The sequence below is a fragment of the Allobosea sp. TBD101 genome (assembly GCF_059817965.1).
In genome coordinates this window covers 3,495,954-3,521,089 of the sequence record NZ_CM187543.1, presented here as the reverse complement: position 1 = coordinate 3,521,089, position 25,136 = coordinate 3,495,954, and the positions used below count along the sequence as shown (strand labels likewise).

Genomic DNA, 25,136 nt, shown 5'->3' with positions numbered 1-25,136 from the left:
TCAACTCCCGCGCGGAGCCGGACAGAAGTATCTTTTCGAAAGCTACTATGACGCCATCGGTTTTAAGATGCGTTTCGGATCGCGGGTTGTTCCTGAGGCTGAAGCTCGCTGAGCGGCGACCCGTTCTTCGGCAAGACCTTCGCGATCCGGCGTCGCGCAATCTCGATATACTCGGCCTGCTGTTCGCAACCGACAAAGCTGAAGCCCTCCTGGATCGCCGCGATCCCGGTCGAGCCGGAGCCCATGAAGGGATCGAAGACCGTTCCGCCGGGCGGGGTTACGAGCCGGACGAGGTATCGCATCAAATCGTTGGGCTTGACGGTGGGATGGTTGTTTCCTGAACCTCTGTCGGCCTTCGATGCCTTGGCCGCGTAGAAGTACCGCCCCCAAGTCTCATCGATGTCAGTGAGGATCACATTGGCTGGCCACCTGCCGTTCTCGGCCCTTGGGGCCTCGACGCACTGCTTCAGGCTCGTCGTTGGCCGAATTCCCGCCGCCACGTTGGCCTCAGTATAGCTCGCAACACCCTTGCTACCGGGGCGGGATGTTGGCCGGTCCTTGTGCCCGATGCCCACGGGGCCGGTTGGAGATAGGCCACGGCCAGTCAGTGCGACGGAGGTTCCGAGTTTCCTGCCCGCCCGACCTTGCTCGATCCATTCGCTCGTGGGGATTCGGCAAGCATCGATGTTCATCGCCCCGGTGCCGAACCTCACGACGTTGGACCCTACGCTTGTTTCCGCGAGTGGCTTGCGCGCGATGATGATCGGCTCATAGCCGGGTTTGAGGGCTGTCCCGCGACCTGCGTGCTTGCCTCGAAGATTGAGAGATTTCGGAAAACCGGACCCGAACAGCCACATGATCTGGTCTCGTATCTCGAAGCCCGCATCCTCGATCGCGACGGCGAGGCGATGGAAGGTTCTGGGTCCACCAAACGCGACGAGGTGACCGCCCGGCTTCAGCACGGCATATGCCGCATGCCATGTCTCGACATCGAACGCGATGTCGCCGCCGTCCCATACCTGCCCGAGAAAACCGGTGGCCACAGTCCTATAGGGGTTGTCACTGCCCGGCTCGCCGCCCTTCAATGCCGCTGCTCGCTTTCCACCAAAGCGGCGCGCGATCGACAGGTGATATGGTGGATCGCAGATCACGGCGTCGAACAGCAACCCTTGCTGGGCGAAATCCCGCATATGCTCGCGACAGTCGCCCAGGAGAACGTGGGCGGTGGGCGCAGGAGATGGCGGCGGCGTGGTCTCGATCGCGACATCGACCAAGGCCATCGACAAGTCCAGCCCCGCCATGGCCGCGATCAACGTCGAGATGTTGCCTTCACCCCGCTCGACGCGCACCAGTGCAGGCTTCGAAACTCGGGCCAGGGCGCAGAGACGTTCCTGTGACAGCCCTGCGCGTTTCCGAGATTGAGCGACCCAGCGGCCAAGCTCGACCTCGGGAGGTTGATCGGCGAAGCGGTGGCCGAGGACCGCGAGGACGGCGATCAATGAGGCCAGCGAGCCACGCCCGGCTTCCAGGTTCGCGAGGGTGATACGACTGATGCCCGCGTCCATCGCGAGCGCGCTTCGGGTGACACGGTGATGCCGTCGCGCTCGGACAAGCTCCTTGCCGAGCAGAGGGGCAGCGGCTTCTAAATCGTACAGGTTCATGAACTGGAGGTCGTAATTCTAGGAGGGAACAGACCGCGATTCTGGCAAGGAATCGTGACTGCCAGCCTAACGGTCAATTCGTCGGTCCCGTCATTGGAGGCCGTTTTGATGTTGCCGAGATCGGCCCGGTGGCGGCATCGTTTGGGAATGCGGAATCATGCGGGAAGCTTGAGGGGCTGAGGTAGTTGGACAACATCCCGATGGGGCGCTTCGTCGTCCTCGACTTCGAGACCACGGGTCTCAGCCCGACCCTGGGAGCACGCGTGATCGAGGTGTCGGCCCGCGAGATCATCGATGGTCGGGCTGGTCAGGAGTTTTCGACACTGGTCGATCCCGGCCTCCGCGTGCCCGCCGAGGTCACGCATATCACCGGCATCACGACGGCGATGCTGAGCGGCGCGCCGAAGTCCTCCGCCGTGATGCGTGAGTTGGCCGACTTCATCGCGGCATCGCCGGTCGTGGCCCACAACGCGGGGTTCGACCGAAAATTCCTGGAGCATGAGGCGCAGGATTTCCTCGACGGGCGACAAGTTCGGACACTGTGCACCTTGCTGCTCGCCCGGCGCGTGTTTCCGGGCCGAGCGAGCTACAGGCTTGGCGACATCGTGCGGGAGGTCGGGATCAACGTTCCTGGGCAACTTCACCGGGCCAGCGCCGACACCTGGGTGACCACCCGCCTGTTCGCGCGAATATGCGCGGACGCCCGCTCGCGCTGTACCGCTCAGCACTTCGATCATGACGTGCTGCACCGACTTCAAAGCGTGCGAATTGCTGCGGCATTCGAGTGGCTGCAAACTCCGGCACCGCCCGCTGGAGCAGCCGCTTGATAACGGAGCAGGGATCGGTCGTCGGCATCGACGTGGGATGCTCTCCAACCCGTCGATCCAGTGCCATTTGTCGGCTCGATTGGTCCGCATCTGGTGTTTCATGGGACATCGCGCGCTTCCGCGCTGTCGAACCGGAGCGCGAGCGTGTGATTGCCCAGGTCGCGGGCGGTCGCCAGATCATCGCGGCGGCCTTCGACGGTCCGATCCGCCGAGGTTTCGGGATCATCGGCAGGTATCGGACGGCTGAAAGGATGCTGACCCGCCGCCTCCGTCCGCTGATCGGCAAGCCGGGCGAATCGAGTGCTCCGGTCGGCAAGTTGCTGAACGAGCAAGCCAACGACTGCGTTCGACACCTCGTCGCGTGCTGCGATGTACAAGATGCTCGGCACGGTGTGGCTATCGACCAGAAAGCGCTAGTGGAGGCGTTTCCGAGTTCGTTCCTTGGACTGATGATCGACAACCCGGAGCACCTTTCGGCATGGAGAGGGGATCGCTCCGACACGTTTTTCCGTCACCTCGCGGCGACCGGCGGCTTCAGTGTGCTGATGGAGTGCCTCCTGCCGGGAAGGAGACTGACGCTCAATCCAAGCGCCATCATCAACCATGATGACCGAGCGGCATTTGTCTGCGCCCTGACCGCGCTTTGCGTCGCAGCGGGCCAGTTTGTCGCGGTCGGCGACGAGGATGGTTGGATCGTCCTACCGCCGCGCGCATTCATTCGGTCGCCGCAGTGGAACCTGCTTGGGCTCAATGCCGAGAACGAGCCTCTTGGGTCGCTGCATGAAGCATTGGCTTAGCTTCGAGCCGCGATCTGGTCGAACACCCCCTCGGCCATCTTGAGCCTTCTCTCGGCTTCCTGCTTCCGGTGCGCCGGATGCTTGTCAGGGTGTAGAGCGACGCGATAGGCGCGCCGTGCCGCAGCTACGAGCCATTGAGGCGCACCGTCATTGAGTCCGACGCGCCGGAACAAGGCAGCCTTCGGATCGCACTCCGAAGCAGCAGCCAAACGAAGCCGCTCAATCTCGCACCGCAGCGCGTCTGTCTGGGTTTCCGCCTCCGCCACCATGGCTTCGAGCGCAGCGACGTAGTTGTGGTCGATGATCTTTCCGCCGTGCGAGGCCGAAACGGCATGGCGTTCTATTGAAGCCGAGATCAGCCACAGCACGGCGATCGCGATAACGATCAGCACGACGTAAGCGAACAAGGTCACCCACGGCAGCGAGATAACCCAGCCGAGTGCGGCGAGGACGAGAAGAGTCCGCATCAGCGCTCCCGGAAAAGCAGCGCCTGGAGCAGGTTGGTTCGGCCAACGAGCCGCCCATGCCTGTCACGCGTTATCCTACTTCGCTCCTCATAAGCGCCGACGCGCGCGTCACGGGCGATCAGCTTGCCGACCAGTGGCTGGCGCTCGATCACGCCGATGACGACACCTTGGCGGTCCCGGAGGACCACACGCGCCGGAGCCTGCTGAATCTCGACGATGGCCGCGTCCATCACGCCGCGCCCTCGGCCATATCGACCGTGAGTTCATCGAGCATGCGGGCGATTTCTGCATTCTCGCCCTCGGCATCATCGTCGTCAACGCGCCGAGCGTGGTAGTCGGCGAAGGGCGCGTTCGGAAAATGATCGAGCAGAGCTTGGAGCCCCTCCTGCTCGGCGGCTGGAAACGGGCTGGCCTGATACAGAATGCCAAGCTGGTCGAAGCGTTCGCGAATGGCCGCCGCAACGGCGGGTTTCACACGACGGTTGCGCGGACCCACCACCTGTTCGCACGAATAGCGCGCTTCCGCCCCCGACTGCACAAGCGCCAGTTCGATTACGGCGTTCTCGCCGGGCCGAATCCACTCCACCAGAATCCGTTCGCCAAAGAATGCATAGGACATCCGGCTCTCGGCACAGTTTCGGAAGCGGCGTCCGAGGCTGGCCTGCTCAGCCCCCAAACAAACGCGCAGATCGGGATCATCATCAGCGATCGGGAGGGGACACGGCAGCCGAACTTGGCGGCCCATCCAGGACTGTGCCCATTCGCCGATCTTCACGCCTTTGGTTCCGGTCGGAAGGCTATCAAGCGATTCTTTGATCGCTTGGGGCGTCGCGTCGCACAGGTCCACGATCATCCGTGCGAAGGCGTTCAAAGCGGGAACTTCGGCGGGTTTAGTTCTCTCCAGCACCGCTCTGTGCTGGAGCACGTCGTCGAGGCCAGCGGCGACAACAATATGTTCAGAGCGAAGCTGGCCTTCCAGTTGCCCGAGCGCTTTGGCACGGCCTCGGTTCTCGGACCTCGCGAAAATGTCGAAGGTCTGCCTGTAAATCTCCGAGCCATACAACGGCATGCACCCGAACCTGGAGAAGGCCCCCAGCAGCCCGTCTGGGCAGGTGCCATAGAGCGCTCCGAGCGTGCTCTTCGGCTTCATCAGGATCAGCGCCCGCGCAACTTGCGCCAGCGGATCAAGGTGTTCGATTCCAGCCAGAGCATCCGGTGCATGATGCGCGATGCGATCCAGGAAGTCCCTGGGTCTGTCGAGATCGACTTCGGCAGCGACGGCGAAGATGGCCTGCCGGGCGAGATTGCTGGCGTAGAGAGTTTTCAAGATGAAATGAGGAAGCGAGGCTTCCAGTCGGGCCGCAAAATTCAATGAATAGCCACGGAATTCGCGTGGCGGAAACGGTAGGTGCTCGATCGGTCCCAATGATTACCCCATGTTGACTGCGAGCAGGCAAACATGATGCCGATTTGAATTTTGTCGAACGAAATGTTGGCAAGAGGAGGTCGATAACTTGACGCGCTTACGGACCCGTTGGCGCTGGTGACGGGCAAAACCCCGAGCCTCTGATCCGATGAATACTATGATTCAATCTGTCCGACCGGAAATCCCGCCTGACGGGCTCCTTCAATAATGATACGACGATCCGCCGCGCCGTAATTCCTCATTGCGAGTTCCGCCTCCAAGTTATCAAAAAACCTAGGCCGCATCTTCAGAAACTCACTGGCGCTGGCCTTGGCTTCCTGTTTCATGTTCGCGCGTGCAAAAATTAGTGCAGCGACAAAATGGTAGTTCGAGAATCGCTTCATATCGGCGCGCTTTATCCAATATAAAGCTCGATCATTATCGCCCGACATGTAGTAATTTTGTGCTAGAATTGCAGTGTAATATCTTGTATGATTGGGGTTTCTTTCGATTGCCTCCTCAATCATCGATAGTCCGCGCTTTCGTTCCCCAAATTGAGCAAGGCGGCTACCGAATTCGGCCAACATTTCGGTATCGTTTGGATTGAGTGCCAATGCGCGCTCTCCAATCTTCAGAGCGATTTCTGGCTCCTTGCTATAGAATAGCACGGTCATTAATGCCTGAAGGGCACGAACGTTGGCTTGGTCGAGATTTACGGCCTGCTCCGCAGCCTCACGCGCCCGCCTTTTTCCTGCGGGTGCCTTTTGATGTTGATTAAACTCAAAGCGATCCTCGTCGAGGTAAAGGTAGGCCAACATCGCCCACCCCGTCGAATAACCTGGGTTGCGTGTCACCGTATCAATGAGGCAATCTCGCGTTATCTGATGTTCTTCTCGGGTCGGTTCTTTCCTGTATTGGTAGAAGCGCAGAATGCACAAATGAGCCTCTGCCCCAGCGGGAGTTCGCCCGGCGGCGTCGAGCGAAACCGGGGTGAATATCGCCCCGTATGGTTGAGCGACTGATGTCGCGACCCTTGTCGCAATGTCAGCTTCAATTTCAACGGCATCTGATCGATTTATATCGCGAGAATACACTTTGTTCCATAGGATGCGTTTCGTATTTCCATCGAGTAGTCGACTCAAAACGCGCAACTTTCCGTCGTGCACGCGAACGCTTCCTTCAAGGGCATAATTTACAGAGCCCGGTTGAAGCGGGGCTTGCAAAGAGCCACGCGACGCTAACGCGGCATCGCGGCTGATAATTCTTAACTCCTTAAAGCGCGCCAGTTGATTCAAGAGTTCGTCGGATATTCCTGCAGAATAGAGCCCTCCCTCCGGCCCAGAAAGATTGATGAAGGGAGACACCACCAAACTAACTTCTGGATTTCCGGGGATCGGCGAAGAGTTCGCAAAGCGGTGGCCGAAGGCTGCCCAAACCGCCACTACGGTGAAGACAAAGGCGGACCCAACAATCGCTACCACGAATTTGGCCCTTTGTAGTCCGCTTACAAGTGGCTCGGTACGATGAGGTGCTGGCTCCTGATGTCGTCGCGAGAATTTTGGGGCGTACGTCCCCTTTGGAATGTCGATCAGAACCTGATCCGAAATTCCGCCCTTTAGATAATAACGCTCTAAGGCACTGCGAAGCCGTCGCGCTTCGATCCGAACAACAGGGTCGTTTAGGGTATCGAAATCGTGAGGCCGATCAAATACCTTTGTGGCGATTGTGTAACCTTTAACGCCGTCGCCGCGACCCGCGAGTGCTTCTTCGACTACGAATGTAAGAAACGCTGTCAGGCGTTGTGGGACGGCGAAATCGGGACTCGAGAGAATGCGAGCCAACTGCTTCCGAACCTCTTCCGGTTCCGGCGCGCTTGATCTGTAGTCAGCAGGTTCCATTGAGTGCATGAAATGATCTCGCGATCCTGATTGGAAGCTTAAGCGGCTTCTAAGATTGAGCCAATAGCATTGCGCGACGGCAGCGAATTTCGGTTGCACGATGTGTATTCACGGCCTTCGGCAAGCCGAATTACGGAAGGCGCGGTATTCGCGCGTCAGCGAAGCAATGGAAGCCGCCTCCATCATCTCCCTTCTCCAGATTATCCGGTCCCAAGATTATCCGGTGGCCTGCCGTTTCCACCTTCGCCTGAAGGTCCGACCGTCGCGCGTTTCGCGCCACCATCCTCGGCCCACCAACCGCCCTCTCTCGCCAGCCCCGGTCCCAAAAACCTCCCGCCGACGCGCTCCCGACCGTCATCGCAAACCCCTGTAGAATCGGGGCTGGCGACGATGCTCGAAGGCGGCGGCGAGCGTGGTCGGAACCATCTGTTTTTGATTGCGCTCCGACCGGTCAATAAGAGCATCATGGACAAGCCCGACAGCATGCCATTGGCCATCACACGCTTCAACTCGGTTCGCGACTTTCTCGCTCGCGCCGCCAATGACGCCACACGATGGGCGCGAGCCAGAATCCGCCGATCGCGACAAAGCCGAGCCCGAACAACATGTTCTGTCGAACCGTCTCGTTCAGCTTTGCCGCCGTCTCCTCATAGGCGAGGAGGACCCTGCCATTGGTCGTCGCCTCGTAGACGAGACGCCTGCCTGGATCGACCAAGAAACTCAGTTTTTGACTGCGTGGGATGCGGTCCAAATCATCGACCCACAGCGTTTTCGCGGGGCGATACGTTCCTGAAATCCGACCTGCCGCCAATAGCGGAATGTCCTGGGTCCGATAAGTGCCACTGCTCTGGCGGTGGCCAGGGCCACCGTATCGGACCAGTGGTGTCGCCACGGTCATCGGGCCGAACTGCTCGATCAGCGACAACCGCTCTCGGGATAGCGGGCCTTTCCACCATGAAGCTGCAACGACGATGATTCCGAGGGCGAGCATGGCAGCCCCGATGAGCAGCCGCCAAAGCTCGCTCGGCTTCCGCTGCCCCGTCATACGCCCCCGCAGCGAGTGATCCAGGCAACCGCATCCGTCGCCCGAGTGTGTCGCGAAGATTGGCGGGCATCTCAGGCTGCGACAACCACCAATTTCTTAGCCTCTCGCAAACGGTCGTTTCCGCGAGGCACGTGATGTGGGCGAGATCGTCGGGGATTCTGCTGACGACGGTGTCGCACAATTCGATTGCAAAACCTCTTTCTCATGAGAACCTCCTCGCGATGAGTTTTGCGAGGGAGGCTGGATGCAGATCGGGTACGCGCGATGTTCACAAGCGTCGCAGGACCATGCCTTGCAGATCGACGCGCTGACGGCAGCCGGATGCGAGAAGCTTTACATCGAGACGGCGAGCGGCCTGAAGACTGACCGCCCCGAACTGAAGAAGCTGCTCGACCATGCCCGCCCAGGCGACGTGATCACGATCTACTCGTTGTCGCGGTTGGCGAGGTCGATCCGGCACCTGCTCGATGTCGCCGAAGACCTGCGGGCGAGAGAGATCGGCCTGAAGAGCATCACTGAGGGCTTCGACACGACCAGCCCAGCGGGCCGCTTCATGTTCAACGTTCTCGGGGCCTTGGGCCAGATGGAGGTCGAGCTTCTCCGCGAGCGTACCCAGGCCGGTCTTCGCGCAGCCCGTGCACGCGGAAGAGTCGGAGGACGCCCCAAGGCATTGGACACGGTGAAGCTGACCGTCGTGAAGACGCTCATGACCGAGGGCACGCTGACGGTCGCCGAGATCGCCGAGCACGTTCAGGTCGCGCCCAGCACGATCTACAGGGCGCTCAAGGGCGGGCGGAGCGCGCTGGCCTGACGGTCCGGGAGATCGTCCCGGACACGAGCGAGAACGGTGAGGAGACCGTGGCCGCGTAGGGCAACGTGATGTGGGTGAGCGAGAACATGTTGAGCATGACCATGGTGACCATGCCCTTTTCGGTCTTCGTGCACGAGAGTCAGTCAAAAACGACCCCTCTCAGACCGCGATCGGGGAACAGACCTGTTTCAGGAATGGGAAGTCGATCTGGTCGATGTGCCGCTTCAGCAGCGCAACATCGTCCCGGAGCATCAGGTAGTGCTCCTCCGACACGTCAGCCGGTTTATGGCCGGTGATCGCATTGATCGAAGGCTTGGGTACCCCGATCACATAGGCGGCGTGCTCGAAGGTCTTGCGCAACGAATGCACCGTCAGCCGCCGATCCCGCCCCAGAGCCTCGTCGATCGTCCTGTTCAGCTTCATGCTGATCGCCCCGCTCCAGCGCTCGGCGGAAGGACGATACCGAAGCTCGGGGAACAGCCGATCAGGAGAGCGGCTAACCAGATCGAGGATGCCGAGGTCGAGCAGGTCGCGGTGAAGCGGAATGTACCGGCGATTGTGAGCGCTCTTCACCTGCGCGTCGTGCAGGTCGATCACATCGACGCCATCGCGGCGGACGAACCACTCGCTGCGAAGCTGAGCCATCTCCTCCAGGCGAGCCCCGGTCAGGAGGAGTAATCGGGGAAGCCACAGCACCGCCCCGTCCTCGCGCTCGGTTCGGCCAAAGAACCGGGCCAGTTGATCATGATCGAGCCGGGAGTAGCTGCGCCGGGCTGCTGCGATCGCCGATCTGTCCGGGCCGAGGCCCCTGAACGGGTTGGCCGGGATCAGATCAGCCGCGACGGCGGCATTGCAGACCGTCGAGAGCGCAATGACGATCTTCTTCTTCGTGCCGATCGAGCCCACCTCCAGCCCGCGCACGAACTTCTCCGCCTCCCTCCGCGAGATGTTGGTGATGGCGAGGTCACTGGAAGAAGCCACGAAGAGCGCGATCGCCTTCTCCATGTCCAGCCGAGCCCTACGGCGCGGCGGTGCTCCCTTTCGATCTTCTCGCCGGGGCAGGTACACCTCCTTGTACACGCGGTGCAGGGTCATCGCGTTCTTCTTCGGCTTCGCCACGCCCGCACCAGCACGCTTCGAGACCACCGGCTTCTGGCCGCTGTTCGGAATGATGATCCGATCCTGCTGGTACATGGTCGGGACGAACTGCCAGGGCAGGATCGACCCGGACCGAATGGCCGAGATCATGTCGCTGACATCAGCGGCAGCCCGCAGGGCTCGGCTTCGGGCGGTCAGGGGATCACGCGTCTTCAGCGAGAAGCTCACCGTCCGTCGCGCATTGGCGACTTCGGCAGCAGCGAGCCTCGCGAACACGTCGGCAGGAAGTTGGAGGCGGAACCGGAAAATACCTCCCTTGACCGAGCATCTCGTGAAGGGAACCAGTCCAAAACGCCCCATCCTCGATCGCGGCCTCACCACCTTCTCCGGCCCGCTTCACAGGCCGATCTGCTCCGAAACAGCGAAAACGCTACCCCGGATCAGGAAACCCGCAATCAAAAGAACGGGTTCGTTAGAGGTCCAAAAACGGGCCAGAGGGGTCCCGTAGACCGCGCCATCGCTCCTTCAAACGCTTGAAAGCTAGAACTCTTGTCCTTTCATGGGCTTAGAGCTGACGCGCTTGTACGTCGATTTGGTACTGAGCGGGTCGGGCACTGGCGATCACCTACATGAAGCATCAGCCTTCGCGCTGAAAGCGCGACATCGCCGAGGCGGCCCTGCCTACAAGACCAGGCGCAGCGTCATCGGCGTCTCCTCCATTCCTCACGGAGGAGCTGAAATCGACGGCGGCGATCCCGCTTGGCTTTGCGGCGTGCGTATGAGCGCCCGCGCTATTTCTCCGAACGCGGATCGAAGGCGTGCTGCATGGCGTCGCCGAGGAAATTGACGGCGATCACCGTGATGAAGATCAGGAGACCCGGATAGATCGCCAGCGCCGGCGCGGTTGTCACGAACTCCTGGGCATTGTTGAGCATGTTGCCCCAGCTCGGCGTCGGCGGCACGATGCCGAAGCCGAGAAAGCTCAACACCGACTCGAACAGGATGACGCGCCCGACGGTCAGGGTGAAGGCGACGATGATCGGGGTGATCGTGTTGGGCAGGATATGCCGCGCCATGATGTAGAGCGCGTTCGCGCCGCTGCCGCGTGCCGCGCTGACATAGTCGCGCTCCTTGACGGAGAGGCTTGCGGCCCGGACGATCCGGGCGATCGGCGTCCAGTCGACCAGAGCGATGATCAGGATGATCCGCCAGAAGGCGATCGATTGCGAATGGGCGGCCTCGGTGGAGAAGCCGAGCTTGGTCAGGTCGATCGCGCCGAGCACGATCAGCAGCGGCAGCAGCGGCAGGGCGATCATGCCGTCGGTCAGGCGCATCAGCGCGTTGTCGAGACGGCCGCCATAATAGCCGGCGAGCAGCCCCAGCGAGACCCCGAACACGCCGCCGATGAGGGTCGCCAGCAGACCGACCAGCAGCGAGACCTGGCCGCCATACATCAGCCTCGCCAGCACGTCGCGCCCGGCATCATCGGTCCCGAGCCAGTGCTCGGCGGAGATCGGCTGGTAGCGCTTGAACAGGTCGGTCTGCGTCGCGTCGATGCCCCGCCAGGCTTCGAGCGGCCCCGCCATCAGGCAGAACGCGACCAGCAGGGCGAGCACGACGAGGCTCGCGACGCCGGTGCGATGCCCGCGGAATCGGCGCCAGCGCAGCGCCCAGATCGTCTGCGGCGCGGCAGTGCGCGGCTTGCCGCCTTCGCTCGGCGCCATTGGCGTGTCCAGCGTGCTCATTCCAGTCGAATCCGCGGATCGAGGGCGACATAGGCCAGATCGGCCAGAAGATTGGCCATCAGCGTGGTGAGCGTCGCGAACAGCAATCCGATCAAGGCGAGGTTGAAGTCGTTGGACAGGATGGAATCGTAGATCATCTTGCCCATGCCCATCTGCGCGAACATCGTCTCGGTGACCAGGGCGCCGGAAAACAGCGAGCCGAAGCTCAACGCCATGATCGTCACGAATGGCACCAGAGCGTTGCGCAGCGCGTGAACCAGGATGAGGCGCCGGCTGCCGACGCCCTTCGCCTGTGCCGTCCGGACGAAATCCATCTGCAGCGTCTCGATCATGGCAGCGCGGACATAGCGGGTGAACTGGCCGGTATTGGCCAGCGTCAGCGCCAGGACCGGCAGCGTGAGATGCCGCACCTGATCCCAGAAGCCGAAATTGCCGACCTGACCCATGCCGCCCGCCGGCAGCCATTGCAGCCCGACCGCGAAGGTCAGGATCAGCACCAGGGCGAGCCAGAAGATCGGCACCGAGATGCCGGCGAAGGCGAACAGGCTGACGAAACTGTCGACCCAGCCGCCGGGCTTCAGCGCCGAGGCGATGCCCAGGATCAACGACAGGATGACGCTGAGCGTGAAGCTCGCCAGCATGAGCTTGCAGGTTTGCAGCAGGGCCGGGGTCAGAACCTCCAGCACGGGCCGCGCATGCGTGCGCGAAAAGCCGAAATCGCCGCTCAGCACCGCCATCAGCCAGCGCGCATAGCGAACCATGAGCGGCTGATCGAGCCCATAGATCGCCCTGAGATTGGCCATGACCTCCGGCGTCATGCCGGGCTGGCTCGCGGCCATGATGTCGACGGGGTCGCCGGGCATCAGCCCCATCAGCCCGTAGACCACGAACGACATGACGAGCAGCACCACGAAGGTCTGCAGCAGCCGGCGGGTGATGAAGGACACCATCAACCCAACTCCCTATCGCGGCGCGCTCCCGCGCGCCGCAGCGTGAGGCCTTGCCCGTCCAGCGGCCGCGTCGTCGCGGCCGCGTTCGGGCTCGCAGCTTGTCCGATCACTCGGAGCGCCAGTTCTCGCTGAACATCGAGACGTAGTGACCGTGCCCGGTCGGTTCGTAGCCCTTCAGCCACTTCGGATAGACATGCGCCTCCGAGCGGAAGAACAGCGGGATGACCGGCAGTTCCTGGGCGTAGATCTTCTGCATCTCGGCCCAGAGCGCCTTGCCTTCCTCCGGATCGAGCGCCGATTCGGACTTGGTGATCAGCTCGTCCATGCGCGGGTTGGAGAAGTTGATGTAGTTGGCGCCGCCCCAGGCGTTGGCCTCGGTCGGGATGTTGTCGCTCGCCAGCGTCCGGCGCGGCGATTCCGTCACGCTGCTCGACCAAGCGTACATGGCCAGCCCGCCATAGCTGCGCTTCTTCATGGTCTCGCCGAAGAAGGTCCGGGCCGGCTCGTTCTTGATGCGGACCTCGATGCAGGCGGCCTTCCAGTTGTTCTGCAGCACGGCCTGCTGCAATTCGCGCAGACGGTTGCCCGCGGTCGTGCCGAACTCCAGCGACAGGCGCGTGCCGGCAGCGTCGCGGCAGATGCCGTCCGGGCCGGGCTTCCAGCCCGCTTCCGCAAGGATGGTCTTGGCCTTGGCGAGGTCATAGGGGTAGTGCAGCGTGTCCTTGGTGAAATTCGCATTGAGCGGATTGACCCAGGTGTCGGCCACCGGTTGCAGACCCTGGAACAGGCGGTCGGTCAGGGTCTTGCGATCGGCCGAGTAGATCAGGGCCTGCCGGACCCGCACATCCTTGAGAAGCGGGTTGCCGTTCTGCAGGTCGATATGCTCGTAGTTCAGGCTCGGCTTGAACAGGTACTCGAAGCGATCGGGATGTTGCTTGCGCAGCTCCAGGACCTGGTCGATCGAGAGGCCGACGCCTTCGCCGCCGATCATGTCGACATCGCCCGACAGGAGATTGGCCTGCAGGGCTGCGGTGTTCTCGATCAGCTTGAGGATGATGCGCTTGAAGCCGGGCTTGGTGCCGGCCCAGTGCGGATTGGGCTCGAGCACGACCTGCGAGCCGGAGATATAGCCGGTCACCATATAGGGGCCGTTATACAGGCCGGGCGTGGTCGGATTGCGAGAATAGGTCGTCTGCTTGACGTAGTCGCCGGCCTCCTTGGCCTTCTCGTAGACGGGCCCCTCGATATGCTCGGGCAGGATCTGGTCCCATTCGTTGTAGGACGACAGCACCTTGTCGAGGGTGAGCACCGCCGTGGTCGCATCGATCACGTCGAGCTTGACCGCCCGCGTCCAGGGCTTGGGGTTGGAGAAGCCGGTCTTGGGGTCGCGCCCGATGCGCCAGGTGAATTCCAGGTCCTTGGTCGTGACCGGTTTGCCGTCGGCCCATTTCAGATCGGGCTTCAGCTTGATCGTGACCTCCATGCCCTTGCCGCCATTGGGCAGGTCGATGATCTTGGCCGTGCCGTTCTTCACGCTGGGAAGCTCGGTGCAGCTCAGGCAGGTGTTCTTCCAGTCCTTGTCGAAGGCGGTGATGTTCCGGATGGCGAAGCCCAGCGTATAGGCCTTGATCACCTCGGCATCGATATTGGGGTGGAGCGTCGAGGGGAATTGCGCGACGCCGATGGTCAGTTGATCCTTGGCGGCCTGCGCCGGCCCGGCGGCCATCATCAGGCCTGCAACGCCCAATGCGGCCAGTGTCGTCCTGAAACTCATCAAAGCACCTCCGGTGTCATTCTAGGTTTCGCCGCGTCGCCGAGCGGCGACACTGGACCGCGTCTGCCGGCCTTGCGGGCGCGGCTTCCGGCGGGAGGATATTGCCATCGCTTCATCCAACGCAATCGCCGTCGGAGCTAGACGAAATGCCAGCCTCCTCGAAACGAGCCAAGAAACACGCGTCGGACATGCCGTAAGGTAATGGACGAAGAATCAGTCGCCGCAGGTAAATGGAACTTCACAGCCTGAAAGCGAACGTTCCCGATGGCGCCCAAGGGCCACGACCGGCAGCGCCGAGACGAGGCGGTCTCGGCTTCCGGCAGACTGAATCACATGGCTATTTCAAGCACATAAGTGTTCGCGCTTGTATCCCGATTGGCGCGCCACCCAAGCCTTCCCTCCGCGATCATCGAGTTGCGTCGTTCGGCGCTCACCGCGCGGGCGACGAATGCGCCCGTCGTGTTCCAGCATTGCGCCTGACAGCGGCTGTGTTCTCCCGATAGACCTGCTAGGAGAAGGAAATTCTCCGTGTCAGCCGGCAGGGCCTCATGCAGCTTTCTCCCAATTTCGACGAGCGGATCGATCGCCGCGGCACCCATTCGGCCAAATGGGACAAGATGGAAACCGTCTACGGCGTGCCGGCCGATGGCGGCATCGCGATGTGGGTGGCGGATATGGATTTTCGTCCGCCGGCCTGCGTGCAGCACGCCCTCGACGGCATGAATGCCCACGGCATCTACGGCTATTTCGGTGATGACCGGGCCTATCTCGCCGCGATCCGCTGGTGGATGCTGAACCGGCACGGCTGGGAGGTTTCGCCCGACTCCGTCTTCACCACGCATGGCCTGGTGAACGGCACCGCGCTCTGCGTCGAGGCCTATACCAAGCCCGGCGACGGCGTCGTCCTGATGACGCCGGTCTATCATGCCTTCGCGCGCATCGTGACCGCGTCTGGCCGCCGTGTCGTCGAATGCCCGCTGGCGCTGGAAGAGGGGCGCTACGTTCTCGATATCCCCGCCTGGGACGCCGCGATGACCGGCAAGGAGCGCATGCTCATCCTCTGCTCGCCGCACAATCCGGGCGGCCGTGTCTGGACGCGCGACGAGTTGCGGGCAATCGCCGACTTCTGCAAGCGCCATGACCTCATCCTGGTCTCCGACGAGATCCATCACGACCTGGTCATGCCCGGCCACAAGCATACGGTGATGCCGGTCGCGGCGCCCGAGATCATGGATCGCCTGGTCATGATGACGGCGACCACCAAGACCTTCAACATCGCCGGCGCCCATATCGGCAATGTCATCATTCCCGACACCCGGCTGCGCGAGCTTTTCCGCGGGCGCATGAATGCGCTCGGCATCTCCCCGAATTCCTTCGGCATGGCCATGGCGACCGCCGCCTACAGCCCGGAGGGCGCGGCCTGGGTCGATGCGCTGAACCTCTATCTCGACGGCAACCGCCGCCTCTTCGATGCCGGGATCGACGCGATTCCGGGCGTGCGCTCGATGCCGCTCGAATCGACCTATCTCGCCTGGGCGGATTTTTCGGGTACGGGGATGGAAGCTGCCGAATTCACCGCCCGCGTCGAGAAGCAGGCCCGGATCGCCATCAATCACGGCCCGACCTTCGGCAAGGGTGGCGAGAGCTTCCTGCGCTTCAATCTGGCGACGCCGCGCGATGTCGTTTCGGAGGCGGTGGAGCGCCTGAAGCTCGCCTTCGCCGATCTGCAATAAGCGGGAACGGTCAATTCCGGAGGGACAAGGCCCGCGCTGCCGATTGACGGGAGCCGGGCTGCGTGGAACATCGTCGGCTCTATTGTCACCTAGGGATGGAACTATGAAGTTTTCACTGGCGCTTGCCGCTGCTGTCGTCTGCACCGTGTCGGTGTCGGCGGAAGCTCAGACCCTGAAGACCATTCAGTCGCGCGGCGTCCTGAACTGTGGGACCGGAGCGAATCTCGCCGGCTTCGCGGTTCCCGACGCGAACGGCGTCCTGACCGGCATCAACGCGGACTATTGCCGGGCGCTGGCCGCCGCCGTCTTCGGCGACCAGACCAAGGTGAAGTTCATCCAGCTTCCCTCGAAGGACCGGATCACGGCGCTCCAGTCGGGCGAGACCGATCTCATTGCCGCCACCACGACCTGGACCATGAGCCGCGACACGACGCTCGGCCAGAATTTCCGCGCGACCTACTACTATGACGGCCAGGGCTTCATGGTGAAGAAGTCGCTGAACATCAAATCGGCGAAGGAGCTCAGCGGCGCCTCGATCTGCATCCAGCAGGGCACCACGACCGAGCTCAACACCGCGGATTATTTCCGCAAGAACAACATGAAGTTCGAGCCGGTGACCTTCGCCACCAACAACGAGGCGACCGAGGCCTATGAGAGCGGCCGTTGCGACGCTTTCACCACGGACGCCTCCGGCCTCTATTCCGAGCGCATGCGCTTCAAGGCACCGGCCGATCACATCGTCCTGCCGGAGACGATCTCGAAGGAGCCGCTCGGCTACGTCACCCGCCATGGCGACGACCAGTGGTTCGACATCGTCACCTGGGTCCATTTCGCCCAGGTCACGGCTGAGGAACTCGGCGTGACCCAGGCGAATGTCGACGAGATGCGCGCGAAGTCGGACAATCCCGAGATCAAGCGCCTGCTCGGCAAGGAAGGCACCTTCGGCGAGGCGCTCGGCCTCAAGAACGACTGGGCCTATAACGCCATCAAGGTGGCCGGCAATTACGGCGAGATGTTCGAGCGCAACCTCGGTCAGGGCTCGCTGCTGAAGATCGCCCGCGGCCAGAACGCGCTCTGGACCAATGGCGGCCTGCAATACGCGGCGCCGATCCGCTGAGCGCGGCGCGATCCGGATAATGGCATGAGAAAGGCCCGGCTGCTCCCTGCAGCCGGGCCTTTCTGCTTTCGGCCAAGCGTGCGGCGCTTGCCGGCAATCCGCGAAAGCCCCTTGCGATCGGCCGCGGACCAGCGGAATGAGGGGGGAGGCTGTTCAAGCCCGAAAGGTGAGGGGGAAGGCGATGGCGGCTCCAGTCGTTCCGGCAAGCGAAGCTGTGACCGAGAGCGAGGCGTTTCGCCCGCATACCTCCCACTGGGGCGTGTTCTCGGCACGCATGAAGCAAGGCCAGCTCGAAGTCCGCCCTCATGAGGGCGATCCCGATCCCAACGAGATCATCCAGAACTTCCCGGCGGCGCTACGCCATCGCGCCCGCATCGCGCAGCCCATGGTCCGGCGCGGCTGGCTGGAGAACGGGCCCGGTCCCGACGACCGTCGCGGCCGCGACGAATATGTGCCGATGTCCTGGTCGGCGGTGCTCGACAAGCTCGCCGGCGAATTGCGCCGCGTGCGCGACGACTACGGCCCCGGCGCGATCTTCGGCGGCTCCTATGGCTGGGCGAGCGCCGGCCGCTTCCATCATGCGCAGAGCCAGATTCACCGCTTCCTCAACACCTCGACCGGCGGCTATGTGAAGTCGGTCAACAGCTATTCCTCGGGCGCCTCCTCCGTCCTCGTGCCGCATATCATCGGCGACTACGAGGACCTGGTGAAGCGCAACGTCTCCTGGGAGCAGATCGCCGATCACAGTGAGATCGTGCTCGCCTTCGGCGGCATGGCGCTGAAGAACAGCATGGTCGCCGGCGGCGGCACCAGCCGCCATGTCGAGCGCGGCGCGATGGAGCGGGCGCAGGAGCGCGGCTGCGAGTTCGTGCTGGTGAGCCCGCTGCGCGGCGACCTGCCTCCGGGGGCTGGCGCCGACTGGATCGCCAACAAGCCGGGCAGCGACACCGCGCTGATGATGGCCCTGGTCCACACGCTCGTGATCAACGGTCTGCACGACCGCGCCTTCCTCGACCGCTACACGGTCGGCTGGCCGGTCTTCGAGCGCTATCTGCTCGGCGAGACTGACGGTCAGCCCAAGGACGCGGCCTGGGCCGCCCCGATCGCCGGCTTGTCGGCCGAGGAGATCGTCGCGCTGGCGAAGCGTCTCCACGGCAAGCGCGCGCTCATCGTCGTGGCCCACGCCCTGCAGCGCGCCACCCATGGCGAGCAGCCGGTCTGGATGGGCCTGGTGCTCTCCGCTGCGCTCGGCCAGATCGGCTTGCCCGGGGGCGGCTATGGCTACGGCCTCGGCGCCATCGCCTATTACGGCCGACGCTACAATGCCGTGCCGATGCCGACCTTCTCGCAAGGCAGGAACCCGATCAGCGACTACATCCCGGTCGCGCGCATCTCCGACATGCTGCTCAACCCGAGCGCGACCTATCGCTACAATGGTCAGACCCGGACCTATCCCGAGATCAAGCTGGTCTACTGGGCGGGCGGCAACCCGTTCCACCATCATCAGGACCTGAACCGCTTGCGCGAGGCCTTCGCCCGCATCGACACGCTGGTCGTGCATGAACTCGCCTGGACCGCGACGGCGCGCCACGCCGATATCGTGCTGCCCTGCACGATGACGCTGGAGCGCGAGGATATCGGCGGCAATCCCAACGACCCGCTGCTGGTGCCGATGCATCCGGTGGTCGCGCCCTATGGCGAGGCGCGCGACGACTATTCGATCTTCGCCGATCTGGCCGAGCGTCTCGGCACGGGCGAGGCCTTCACCGAGGGCCGCACCGCCCGGCAATGGCTGGAGCATCTCTACGAGCCGACCCGCACGGCGTTGGCGGCGAAGGGCCTGCCGGCACCGAGCTTCGCTGAATTCTGGGCGGGCGAGGGCTTCGACCTGCCGCAGCAGCCGGACGATGGCGGCAGGCTGCGCGCCTTCCGGGCCGATCCCGATGCAGCGCCGCTGCCGACGCCATCAGGCAAGCTCGAGATTTTCTCGGAGACCATCGCCGGTTTCGGCGAGGCGGATTGCCCCGGTCATCCGACCTGGCTCGGCGCCAGCAACGTGCCTGATGACACCAATCCTTACGTGCTTGTCGCCAACCAGCCTCGGACCCGCCTGCACAGTCAGTTCGATTTCGGCGGCCATAGCAGCGACGCCAAGCATCGCGGCCGCGAGGTCGCGCATATGCACCCGGACGATGCGGCGCTGCGCGGCATCGCCGATGGCGACATCATCCGGCTCTCGAACGAGCGCGGCGCCTGCCTCGCGGCCGTCCATGTCACCGACGGCATCCGTAAGGGCGTGATCCAGCTGCCCACCGGCGCCTGGTACGACCCCGTCGACCTGACCGAGGACAAGCCGCTCTGCGTCCATGGCAATCCGAACGTGCTGACCCGCGACATCGGCACCTCGGCCTTGGCGCAGGGCTGCACCGGCCAGCTCACGACCGTGCAGGTCGCGCGCTTCGACGGCAACCTGCCGCCGATCCAGGCCTTCGACCCGCCGGGGTCGCGCACGGCGCAAGCCGCCGAGTAAGCCTCGATAGCCGCGATGCGCTGCCGGGAAAACCGGTGGCGGATCGCGCGAGCCGACAACGAAAACAACCCGCCGCCTGCCTTCGCGAGACCGCATGTCCTCTTACATCGACACCTATTACCGCCGCACGCTTGCGACCGAAGAGAGCTATCCGCCGGCCGAAGGCACGCTGAAGACGGATATCTGCATCGTCGGCGGCGGCCTCGCCGGCCTCACCGCCGCGCTCAATCTCGCCCGTGCCGGTCGCTCGGTCCTGCTGCTGGAGGCCGAGCGCGTCGCCTGGGGCGCGTCGGGCCGCAACGGCGGCTTCGTCAGCCCGGGCTATGCGACCTCGCTTTCCGCGATCGAGCGCCAGACCGGCCGCGAGCAGGCCGACGAACTCTATCGCCTGACGATGGAAGGCGTGGAGATCGTTCGCGGCAACATTGAAAGCCTCGCCATCGCCGAGGCCGCGCCGTCGCCCGGCATCATGAAGGTCGTCCGCTATGACGGTGGCGCCGGGCTCCAGGCGGTGCGTGACACGCAGGAGAAGCGCTTCGGCCGCAAGCTGCGCTATCTCGGTCGCGACGAGACCCGAGCCCTTCTGAATTCGCCGAAATACCACGCCTCGCTCACGGCCGACGATTCCTTCCATTTCCACCCGCTGAACTATGCCCGTGCGCTGGCCCGCGAGATCGTCCGGCTGGGCGGCAAGATGCATGAGGGCTCGCCGGTCATCTCCTGCGAGCTCGACGGCGCGGTGAAGCAACTGAAGACGGCCAAGGCGACGATCGAGGCCGATCAGGTGCTGTTCACGACCGGCGGCTATACCGGCGATGTGCTGCCGGCGCTGCGCCGCGCCTATATCCCGATCGCGACCTATGTGCTGCTGACCGAGGCCGCGCCGGACCTGATCCGTTCGGCGATCCGCATCAGCACCGGCGTCGGCGACGACCGGCGCGCGGGCGATTATTACCGCACGGTCGAGGGCGGCTCGCGCATCCTCTGGGGCGGGCGCATTACCACGCGCACGACCGAGCCCAGCGACGTCGCCGCAATCCTGCGCCACGAGATGGTCACGACCTATCCGCAGCTGGCCGAGCTCAAGGTCGAGGCTGCCTGGTCGGGCCTCATGTCCTATGCGCGCCATCTGATGCCGCAGATCGGCCAGTATCGGCCGGGCGTCTGGTACTGCACCGCCTTCGGCGGCCATGGCATGAACACCACCGCGATCGGTGGCACCGTCATCGCCGAGGCGATCCGCGGCGCCAGCGACCGCTACAAGCTCTTCGCGCCCTTCGGCCTGGTCTGGAACGGCGGCCCCTTCGGCACGGCGGCAGTTCAGATGACCTATTGGAGCTATCAGGCTGCGGACCTGATCCGCGGGCGGTAAAGCTCTCCGATTCTCGGCGGAACCAAGCCGTCATCCCGGGCTTGACCCGGGATCCATCTTGGAGCGCAGAGCCCTTCGATGGCTTCCGGATCGGCGCCGCTGCCGCGGCGCGTCCGGAATGACGGCGCGTTTCCTGGAGAACGCCCTTCAATGTGCTGCTACGAGATGCGCCTCGACCAGCAGGGTCGGCAGCAGGGCGGCTAATAGCAACACGATCAGCCAGGGTACGAAGAACACGAGCCCTGCGACCAGCGCGAGCAGCGTCACCGCATTCTGGAGCTGCGTGAGGGGATTGGTTACGAGCTGGTCGCCGAGCATCGCCGGCGGCTGGAGCGCGCAGCAGGCGCACCACCGCGATAGCCACGAAGAGCCGCGGGCCGGTCTGCTAGAGCGAGCGCATCAGGCGCGGAACATCGCGCCATTGGGCGAGCCGGCGCCGCAGGGCGCCCGTCATGTCAGCGAGCGAAGGAAAGGCCATCAGCGCAGCGAGAGCGGACGAGAAAGACGTTCCATCTTGGTTCAGCTTGCCGGCTCGGGTTGGGCGAGGACACTGCCGAGAGTGGCGTCGGAGCGCGACGCTTGCTGCCGAAGCTCGATCATCCGCAGCGAGCCAAGCCCTTGCGGGGCGCGATGCGCGATCAGGACCAAAGTGCTCGCCGGCAGAGCCCGGCGCAGCGCCGACAGCGTCTGCGCCTCGGCCTGCGCATCCAGCGCGCTCGTTGCCTCGTCGAGCACCAGCCAGTCGGGCGCTTGCAGCAACGCGCGCGCAAGGGCGAGGCGTTGCTGTTCTCCGCCTGACAGGCCGCGCCGCCTGTCCGTCCAGCCGTCATCGTCGAGCGACCAAAGATCTTCGAGGCCGACGGCGGCGAGCGCCTGGCGCAGTGTTGCCTCGTCGACCGCGTCGGGTGGTTGCGGGTAGGCCAGCGCGGAGCGCAAGCTCCCGAGCGGCAGATAGGGCTGCTGCGGCAGGACGAGAATGCGGCCCTCGGGCCGCTCGATCCGGCCCTCGCCATGCGTCCAGAGCCCGGCGATGGCTTTTGCCAGCGTGCTCTTGCCATGGCCGGACGGTGCCGCGAGCCAATAGCTGCTGCCGGCCTCCAGCACGAGATCGGGCATGGGGGTGAGGCGGCGCCCGGACGGCGTTGCGAGCACGAGGTCGCGCAGGCGTAGCCGCGTGTCGCCCGCCTTGTGCAGGGCAGGGCCGGCCTGCGGCGAGATGGCGCCTTCGGCTCCCCGCATGAAATGCGAGAGACGGCTCGCAGCCGCGGCGAGTTCGGTCAGGTCGCGATAGGAGAACACGAACCAGGACAGCGTCGTCACCACGTTCTGGAAGGCCGAACCGATCTGCATCAGCCCGCCGAAGGTGACCCGTCCGGCGAGATAGGCCGGCAACGCCAGGAAGAGCGGGATGCGCAGCACGGTCTGGAAATAGGGGCGGGTGAAGAAGCCGAGTATGAGTTCGCGATTGGCGAGCCTCTGCCAGTTCCGGGCGATGGCACCGAAGCGCTCGCGGAAGAGCCGCCGTTCCGCCGGCTCGCCGTCGGCCAGCGCCACCGCCTCGACATGCTCGCGCAGGCGCACCAGCGAGAAGCGGAAATCGGCCTCGCGCCGCTGCTGCTCGACCGTCAGCGCCTTCAGCGGGCGGCCAAGCCCATGCGTGATGACGGTGGCGATCGCGACATAGAGCGGTGCGGCCCAGACCATGTAACGGGGAATCTCGATGGGATACCCGAACAAGCTGAATGACAGCGCGAAGGTCGAGAGCGACCACAGGATCGAGACATAGGTCACCAGCGCGACGATATTCGTGGCAAGTTCCAACCCCTCGACCGTGAGCTTCTCGACGAAGATGCGGCAATCCTCGGCGATGCGCTGGTCGGGATTGTCGAGCCCGTGATCGGTGCGCTCGCGCATGTGCCAATAGGCCTTGCCGGCGAGCCAGCGGTCGAGCGCGGCCTCGGTCAGGGCGCGCCGCCAGCGGATCTGCACCATCTTGCGCAGATAGGCGCTGGTGAGGTGGATGCCGACGCTGATCGCGATCAGCCCGAAGAAGATCGCGATCTGCCGGAGCGCGCCGTCGACATCGATCTTCTGCAGCGCATTGTAGAAATCGGCGGTCCAGGAGATCAGACGGACCATGACCTGCACCCCAGCGAGGCCTAGCCCGAAGATCAGCGCGAAATAGAGCGCGCCGACCTTGCCGCCCGGCCCGGCGATGCAGAGCCGGGTCAGCCCGATGATCTGGGAGAGCACGGCTTTCATGACGCCGCTCGCGGCGTCCGTCGCGATTGCGGCGGCTCGGGCGTGTCGAGCCGGAACAGCGCATCGGCAATGCCGGCAAGTGGCTCCGCTTCAGGCGCAGCGTCGGTTGCCGGCAACAAGACCGCGACATCCTCGATGCCGAGATCGCGGAGCTGGAACGGCGTGCCATGGCCGTATTCGAGATGGCCGCGCCCGATGATGCCGATGACCAGCGGATCGTCGGTCGCCTCAGCCAGATGATCGGCGATGCGGCAGGCGAAGGAGCGGTCCCAGCATTGCTGCGCCCGCACGAAGCGATCGAAGCGCTCCGGCGCCATCGCCTCCGGCTTGGCCGAGCCGCTGAAGCGGCCGGTGATGGCGGCCAGATAGTCGCGATAGCCATCGGTCGCGGGGGCAGACGGCGTGACCCCATCGCGCTCCTCGACCGGGATGGCGTCCCAGCCGACCTGTCCGACCCGCGTGACCAGCGGGCGGTGGCAGTTCAGCGCCAGCATCTTCACCCGCTGCTGCCGGCAGAAATGGAACAGCGGCAGATAGAGCTCGGGATCGAAGCCCCAGACCTGCACCCATTCGCTACGCTCGATGAAGGTCGCGGTGTCCAGCTCGCCCGCGACCCAGGCATCGAGCACTGGCTGGATGCGTAGCGGGAACATCTCGAAACCGACAGCTATCTGCGGCCGCAGCAGGTGCAGGCAGGTGGTAACGTGCAATTGCCAGCGATGAATCTCGGCGACGTCATGCGTCTCGCCGAGCACGACGACGTGCTTCTGCGCCATAGCCTGCATCAGTTCGCCTTGCGCCAGCAGGCGGCCCGTGTCGGGGCAAAGCCATGTCGCGCGCGGATGGGCGAAGGTTGCGCCTGCAGGCACCGGTTCAGCCGCGGGAGACATCCGGCACCTCTGCGAAGGCGGCCGCCGGGCCGCGCAGGACGAGGCCGAAGCTCTTGCCCTCGCTGTCGCGGGCTTCGAGCGCCACGGTTCCCGCGCTTTCCGTCCGGGTCCAGTCGGAGACCGAGCCAGCCTTGAGGTGCAGATGGAAATCGCCCTGCATGATGTTGACGAAGCCCATCGCCGGTTTCGGCTCGGGCAGGGCGCCCTGCCAGTGCTGGAACAGCCCGGCGCGCTCGACATCGATCGCGATCGCCTCGCCGCTGGCCAGGATCGCTGCGAAGCTGCGGGCGCCGAGATCGTCTTGCGGCACGTCCGCCGAGCCACCGCCACCCGGCGCCTCGCGCTGCACCGGCTCCAGTTTCTCGCCGGCGCCGAACGGCTCCAGCGCCTTGTCGAAGGGCTTCAGCCCATCGAGTCCGATCAGGCTGAACAAGGTCTCGCCGGACGCGTCCTGGCACTCCAGGCGCGGCAGCACGCGATCGCGCATCTTGCTGGTCCGGTCGGCGACGATACGCACGACCGTGGCGAGGTCGATGCGGCTGTCGTGGAAGGCGCCGGACAAGCGGACCTCGTTGCCGGCGATGGTCACGGCCTCGACCACACCCATCCGCTCATGGGTCGCGCCGCCGGAGCGGGTGCTCAGCATGACGCGCCCCATGGCGGGCAGGCTCTTGAGGATCTCGGCCGGCGCTTGCGCGAGCTTTTCGCGCGGATTGGTCTCGTTGTTCATATTGGTCTCCGGAAAGGGCTGCGA

General features: G+C 64.0%; 21 protein-coding genes. 7 read left to right on the top strand and 14 right to left on the bottom strand.

Features of this window, described 5'->3' with window-relative positions:
* Window positions 1-62 precede the first annotated feature (62 nt).
* Window positions 63-1,661, bottom strand: coding sequence for a DNA methyltransferase (locus AC6RIC_RS17095; protein WP_488851536.1), 1,599 nt, complete (start codon window positions 1,659-1,661; stop codon window positions 63-65).
* 200 nt (window positions 1,662-1,861) lie between these two features.
* Between AC6RIC_RS17095 and AC6RIC_RS17090 the strand changes: the two genes are divergently transcribed.
* Together AC6RIC_RS17090 and AC6RIC_RS17085 are read left to right on the top strand one after the other, a co-directional pair.
* A complete protein-coding gene (locus AC6RIC_RS17090) occupies window positions 1,862-2,488 on the top strand; it encodes a 3'-5' exonuclease (protein ID WP_499733220.1) in 627 nt (208 codons plus the stop codon).
* Entirely contained in the window at window positions 2,485-3,285 is an 801-nt protein-coding gene (locus tag AC6RIC_RS17085) for a hypothetical protein (protein ID WP_488851540.1), read from the top strand. The genes AC6RIC_RS17090 and AC6RIC_RS17085 overlap by 4 nt, the downstream gene beginning before the upstream one ends.
* Here the strand turns inward: AC6RIC_RS17085 and AC6RIC_RS17080 are convergent.
* The 5 genes from AC6RIC_RS17080 to AC6RIC_RS17060 all read right to left on the bottom strand — a co-directional run bounded on the left by AC6RIC_RS17080 (window position 3,282) and on the right by AC6RIC_RS17060 (window position 8,046).
* Complete coding sequence (locus AC6RIC_RS17080) at window positions 3,282-3,752, bottom strand: hypothetical protein (RefSeq protein WP_488851542.1); 471 nt, start codon at window positions 3,750-3,752, stop codon at window positions 3,282-3,284. The two genes, AC6RIC_RS17085 and AC6RIC_RS17080, sit on opposite strands and share 4 nt — an antisense overlap.
* Complete coding sequence (locus tag AC6RIC_RS17075) at window positions 3,752-3,982, bottom strand: hypothetical protein (RefSeq protein WP_488851544.1); 231 nt, start codon at window positions 3,980-3,982, stop codon at window positions 3,752-3,754. The genes AC6RIC_RS17080 and AC6RIC_RS17075 overlap by 1 nt, the downstream gene beginning before the upstream one ends.
* Entirely contained in the window at window positions 3,982-5,178 is a 1,197-nt protein-coding gene (locus AC6RIC_RS17070) for a hypothetical protein (RefSeq protein ID WP_488851546.1), read from the bottom strand. The genes AC6RIC_RS17075 and AC6RIC_RS17070 overlap by 1 nt, the downstream gene beginning before the upstream one ends.
* A gap of 155 nt (window positions 5,179-5,333) precedes the next feature.
* A complete protein-coding gene (locus tag AC6RIC_RS17065; RefSeq protein WP_499733219.1) occupies window positions 5,334-7,154 on the bottom strand; it encodes an adenylate cyclase in 1,821 nt (606 codons plus the stop codon).
* Between the two features lie 406 nt (window positions 7,155-7,560).
* Window positions 7,561-8,046, bottom strand: a complete 486-nt coding sequence (locus AC6RIC_RS17060; RefSeq protein ID WP_488851550.1) for a hypothetical protein — start codon at window positions 8,044-8,046, stop codon at window positions 7,561-7,563.
* A 298-nt stretch (window positions 8,047-8,344) separates the two neighbouring features.
* Here AC6RIC_RS17060 and AC6RIC_RS17055 point away from each other — a divergent pair, with 298 nt between their 5' ends.
* Window positions 8,345-8,911: a recombinase family protein gene (locus tag AC6RIC_RS17055; RefSeq protein WP_499733218.1), complete on the top strand. Its 567-nt coding sequence runs from the start codon at window positions 8,345-8,347 to the stop codon at window positions 8,909-8,911.
* Between the two features lie 159 nt (window positions 8,912-9,070).
* Here AC6RIC_RS17055 and AC6RIC_RS17050 read toward each other — a convergent pair whose 3' ends face one another.
* The 4 genes from AC6RIC_RS17050 to AC6RIC_RS17035 all read right to left on the bottom strand — a co-directional run bounded on the left by AC6RIC_RS17050 (window position 9,071) and on the right by AC6RIC_RS17035 (window position 14,478).
* Window positions 9,071-10,369, bottom strand: a complete 1,299-nt coding sequence (locus AC6RIC_RS17050) for a DUF6538 domain-containing protein (RefSeq protein ID WP_488851702.1) — start codon at window positions 10,367-10,369, stop codon at window positions 9,071-9,073.
* Between the two features lie 431 nt (window positions 10,370-10,800).
* Window positions 10,801-11,754 carry an ABC transporter permease gene (locus AC6RIC_RS17045; RefSeq protein ID WP_499733217.1) on the bottom strand — a complete coding sequence of 318 codons (954 nt, stop codon included), beginning with the start codon at window positions 11,752-11,754 and terminating at the stop codon, window positions 10,801-10,803.
* Window positions 11,751-12,704 carry an ABC transporter permease gene (locus tag AC6RIC_RS17040; RefSeq protein WP_499733216.1) on the bottom strand — a complete coding sequence of 318 codons (954 nt, stop codon included), beginning with the start codon at window positions 12,702-12,704 and terminating at the stop codon, window positions 11,751-11,753. The genes AC6RIC_RS17045 and AC6RIC_RS17040 overlap by 4 nt, the downstream gene beginning before the upstream one ends.
* A gap of 106 nt (window positions 12,705-12,810) precedes the next feature.
* Window positions 12,811-14,478, bottom strand: a complete 1,668-nt coding sequence (locus tag AC6RIC_RS17035; RefSeq protein ID WP_499733215.1) for a peptide ABC transporter substrate-binding protein — start codon at window positions 14,476-14,478, stop codon at window positions 12,811-12,813.
* A gap of 548 nt (window positions 14,479-15,026) precedes the next feature.
* On the opposite strand from AC6RIC_RS17035, the gene AC6RIC_RS17030 reads away from it, so the two are divergent.
* The 4 genes from AC6RIC_RS17030 to AC6RIC_RS17015 all read left to right on the top strand — a co-directional run bounded on the left by AC6RIC_RS17030 (window position 15,027) and on the right by AC6RIC_RS17015 (window position 21,230).
* The gene (locus tag AC6RIC_RS17030) at window positions 15,027-16,211 is read left to right on the top strand and encodes a MalY/PatB family protein (RefSeq protein WP_499733214.1); all 1,185 of its coding nucleotides are present in this window, start codon (window positions 15,027-15,029) and stop codon (window positions 16,209-16,211) included.
* Between the two features lie 103 nt (window positions 16,212-16,314).
* Window positions 16,315-17,328 (top strand): amino acid ABC transporter substrate-binding protein, encoded by a 1,014-nt coding sequence (locus tag AC6RIC_RS17025; RefSeq protein WP_454657377.1) that lies wholly within the window; start codon window positions 16,315-16,317, stop codon window positions 17,326-17,328.
* A gap of 181 nt (window positions 17,329-17,509) precedes the next feature.
* Window positions 17,510-19,858 (top strand): molybdopterin guanine dinucleotide-containing S/N-oxide reductase, encoded by a 2,349-nt coding sequence (locus tag AC6RIC_RS17020; RefSeq protein ID WP_499733213.1) that lies wholly within the window; start codon window positions 17,510-17,512, stop codon window positions 19,856-19,858.
* Window positions 19,859-19,952: 94 nt separating this feature from the next.
* Entirely contained in the window at window positions 19,953-21,230 is a 1,278-nt protein-coding gene (locus AC6RIC_RS17015; RefSeq protein ID WP_499733212.1) for an NAD(P)/FAD-dependent oxidoreductase, read from the top strand.
* A 147-nt stretch (window positions 21,231-21,377) separates the two neighbouring features.
* Here AC6RIC_RS17015 and AC6RIC_RS17010 read toward each other — a convergent pair whose 3' ends face one another.
* From AC6RIC_RS17010 to AC6RIC_RS16995, 4 genes are all read right to left on the bottom strand, one after another.
* Window positions 21,378-21,548, bottom strand: coding sequence for a hypothetical protein (locus AC6RIC_RS17010; RefSeq protein WP_499733211.1), 171 nt, complete (start codon window positions 21,546-21,548; stop codon window positions 21,378-21,380).
* 201 nt (window positions 21,549-21,749) lie between these two features.
* Window positions 21,750-23,492, bottom strand: a complete 1,743-nt coding sequence (locus AC6RIC_RS17005) for an ABC transporter ATP-binding protein/permease (protein WP_499733210.1) — start codon at window positions 23,490-23,492, stop codon at window positions 21,750-21,752.
* Window positions 23,489-24,361 (bottom strand): ChaN family lipoprotein, encoded by an 873-nt coding sequence (locus AC6RIC_RS17000; protein WP_499733209.1) that lies wholly within the window; start codon window positions 24,359-24,361, stop codon window positions 23,489-23,491. The genes AC6RIC_RS17005 and AC6RIC_RS17000 overlap by 4 nt, the downstream gene beginning before the upstream one ends.
* Window positions 24,362-24,365: 4 nt before the next feature.
* Window positions 24,366-25,112 (bottom strand): hypothetical protein, encoded by a 747-nt coding sequence (locus AC6RIC_RS16995; RefSeq protein ID WP_499733208.1) that lies wholly within the window; start codon window positions 25,110-25,112, stop codon window positions 24,366-24,368.
* Window positions 25,113-25,136 lie beyond the last annotated feature (24 nt).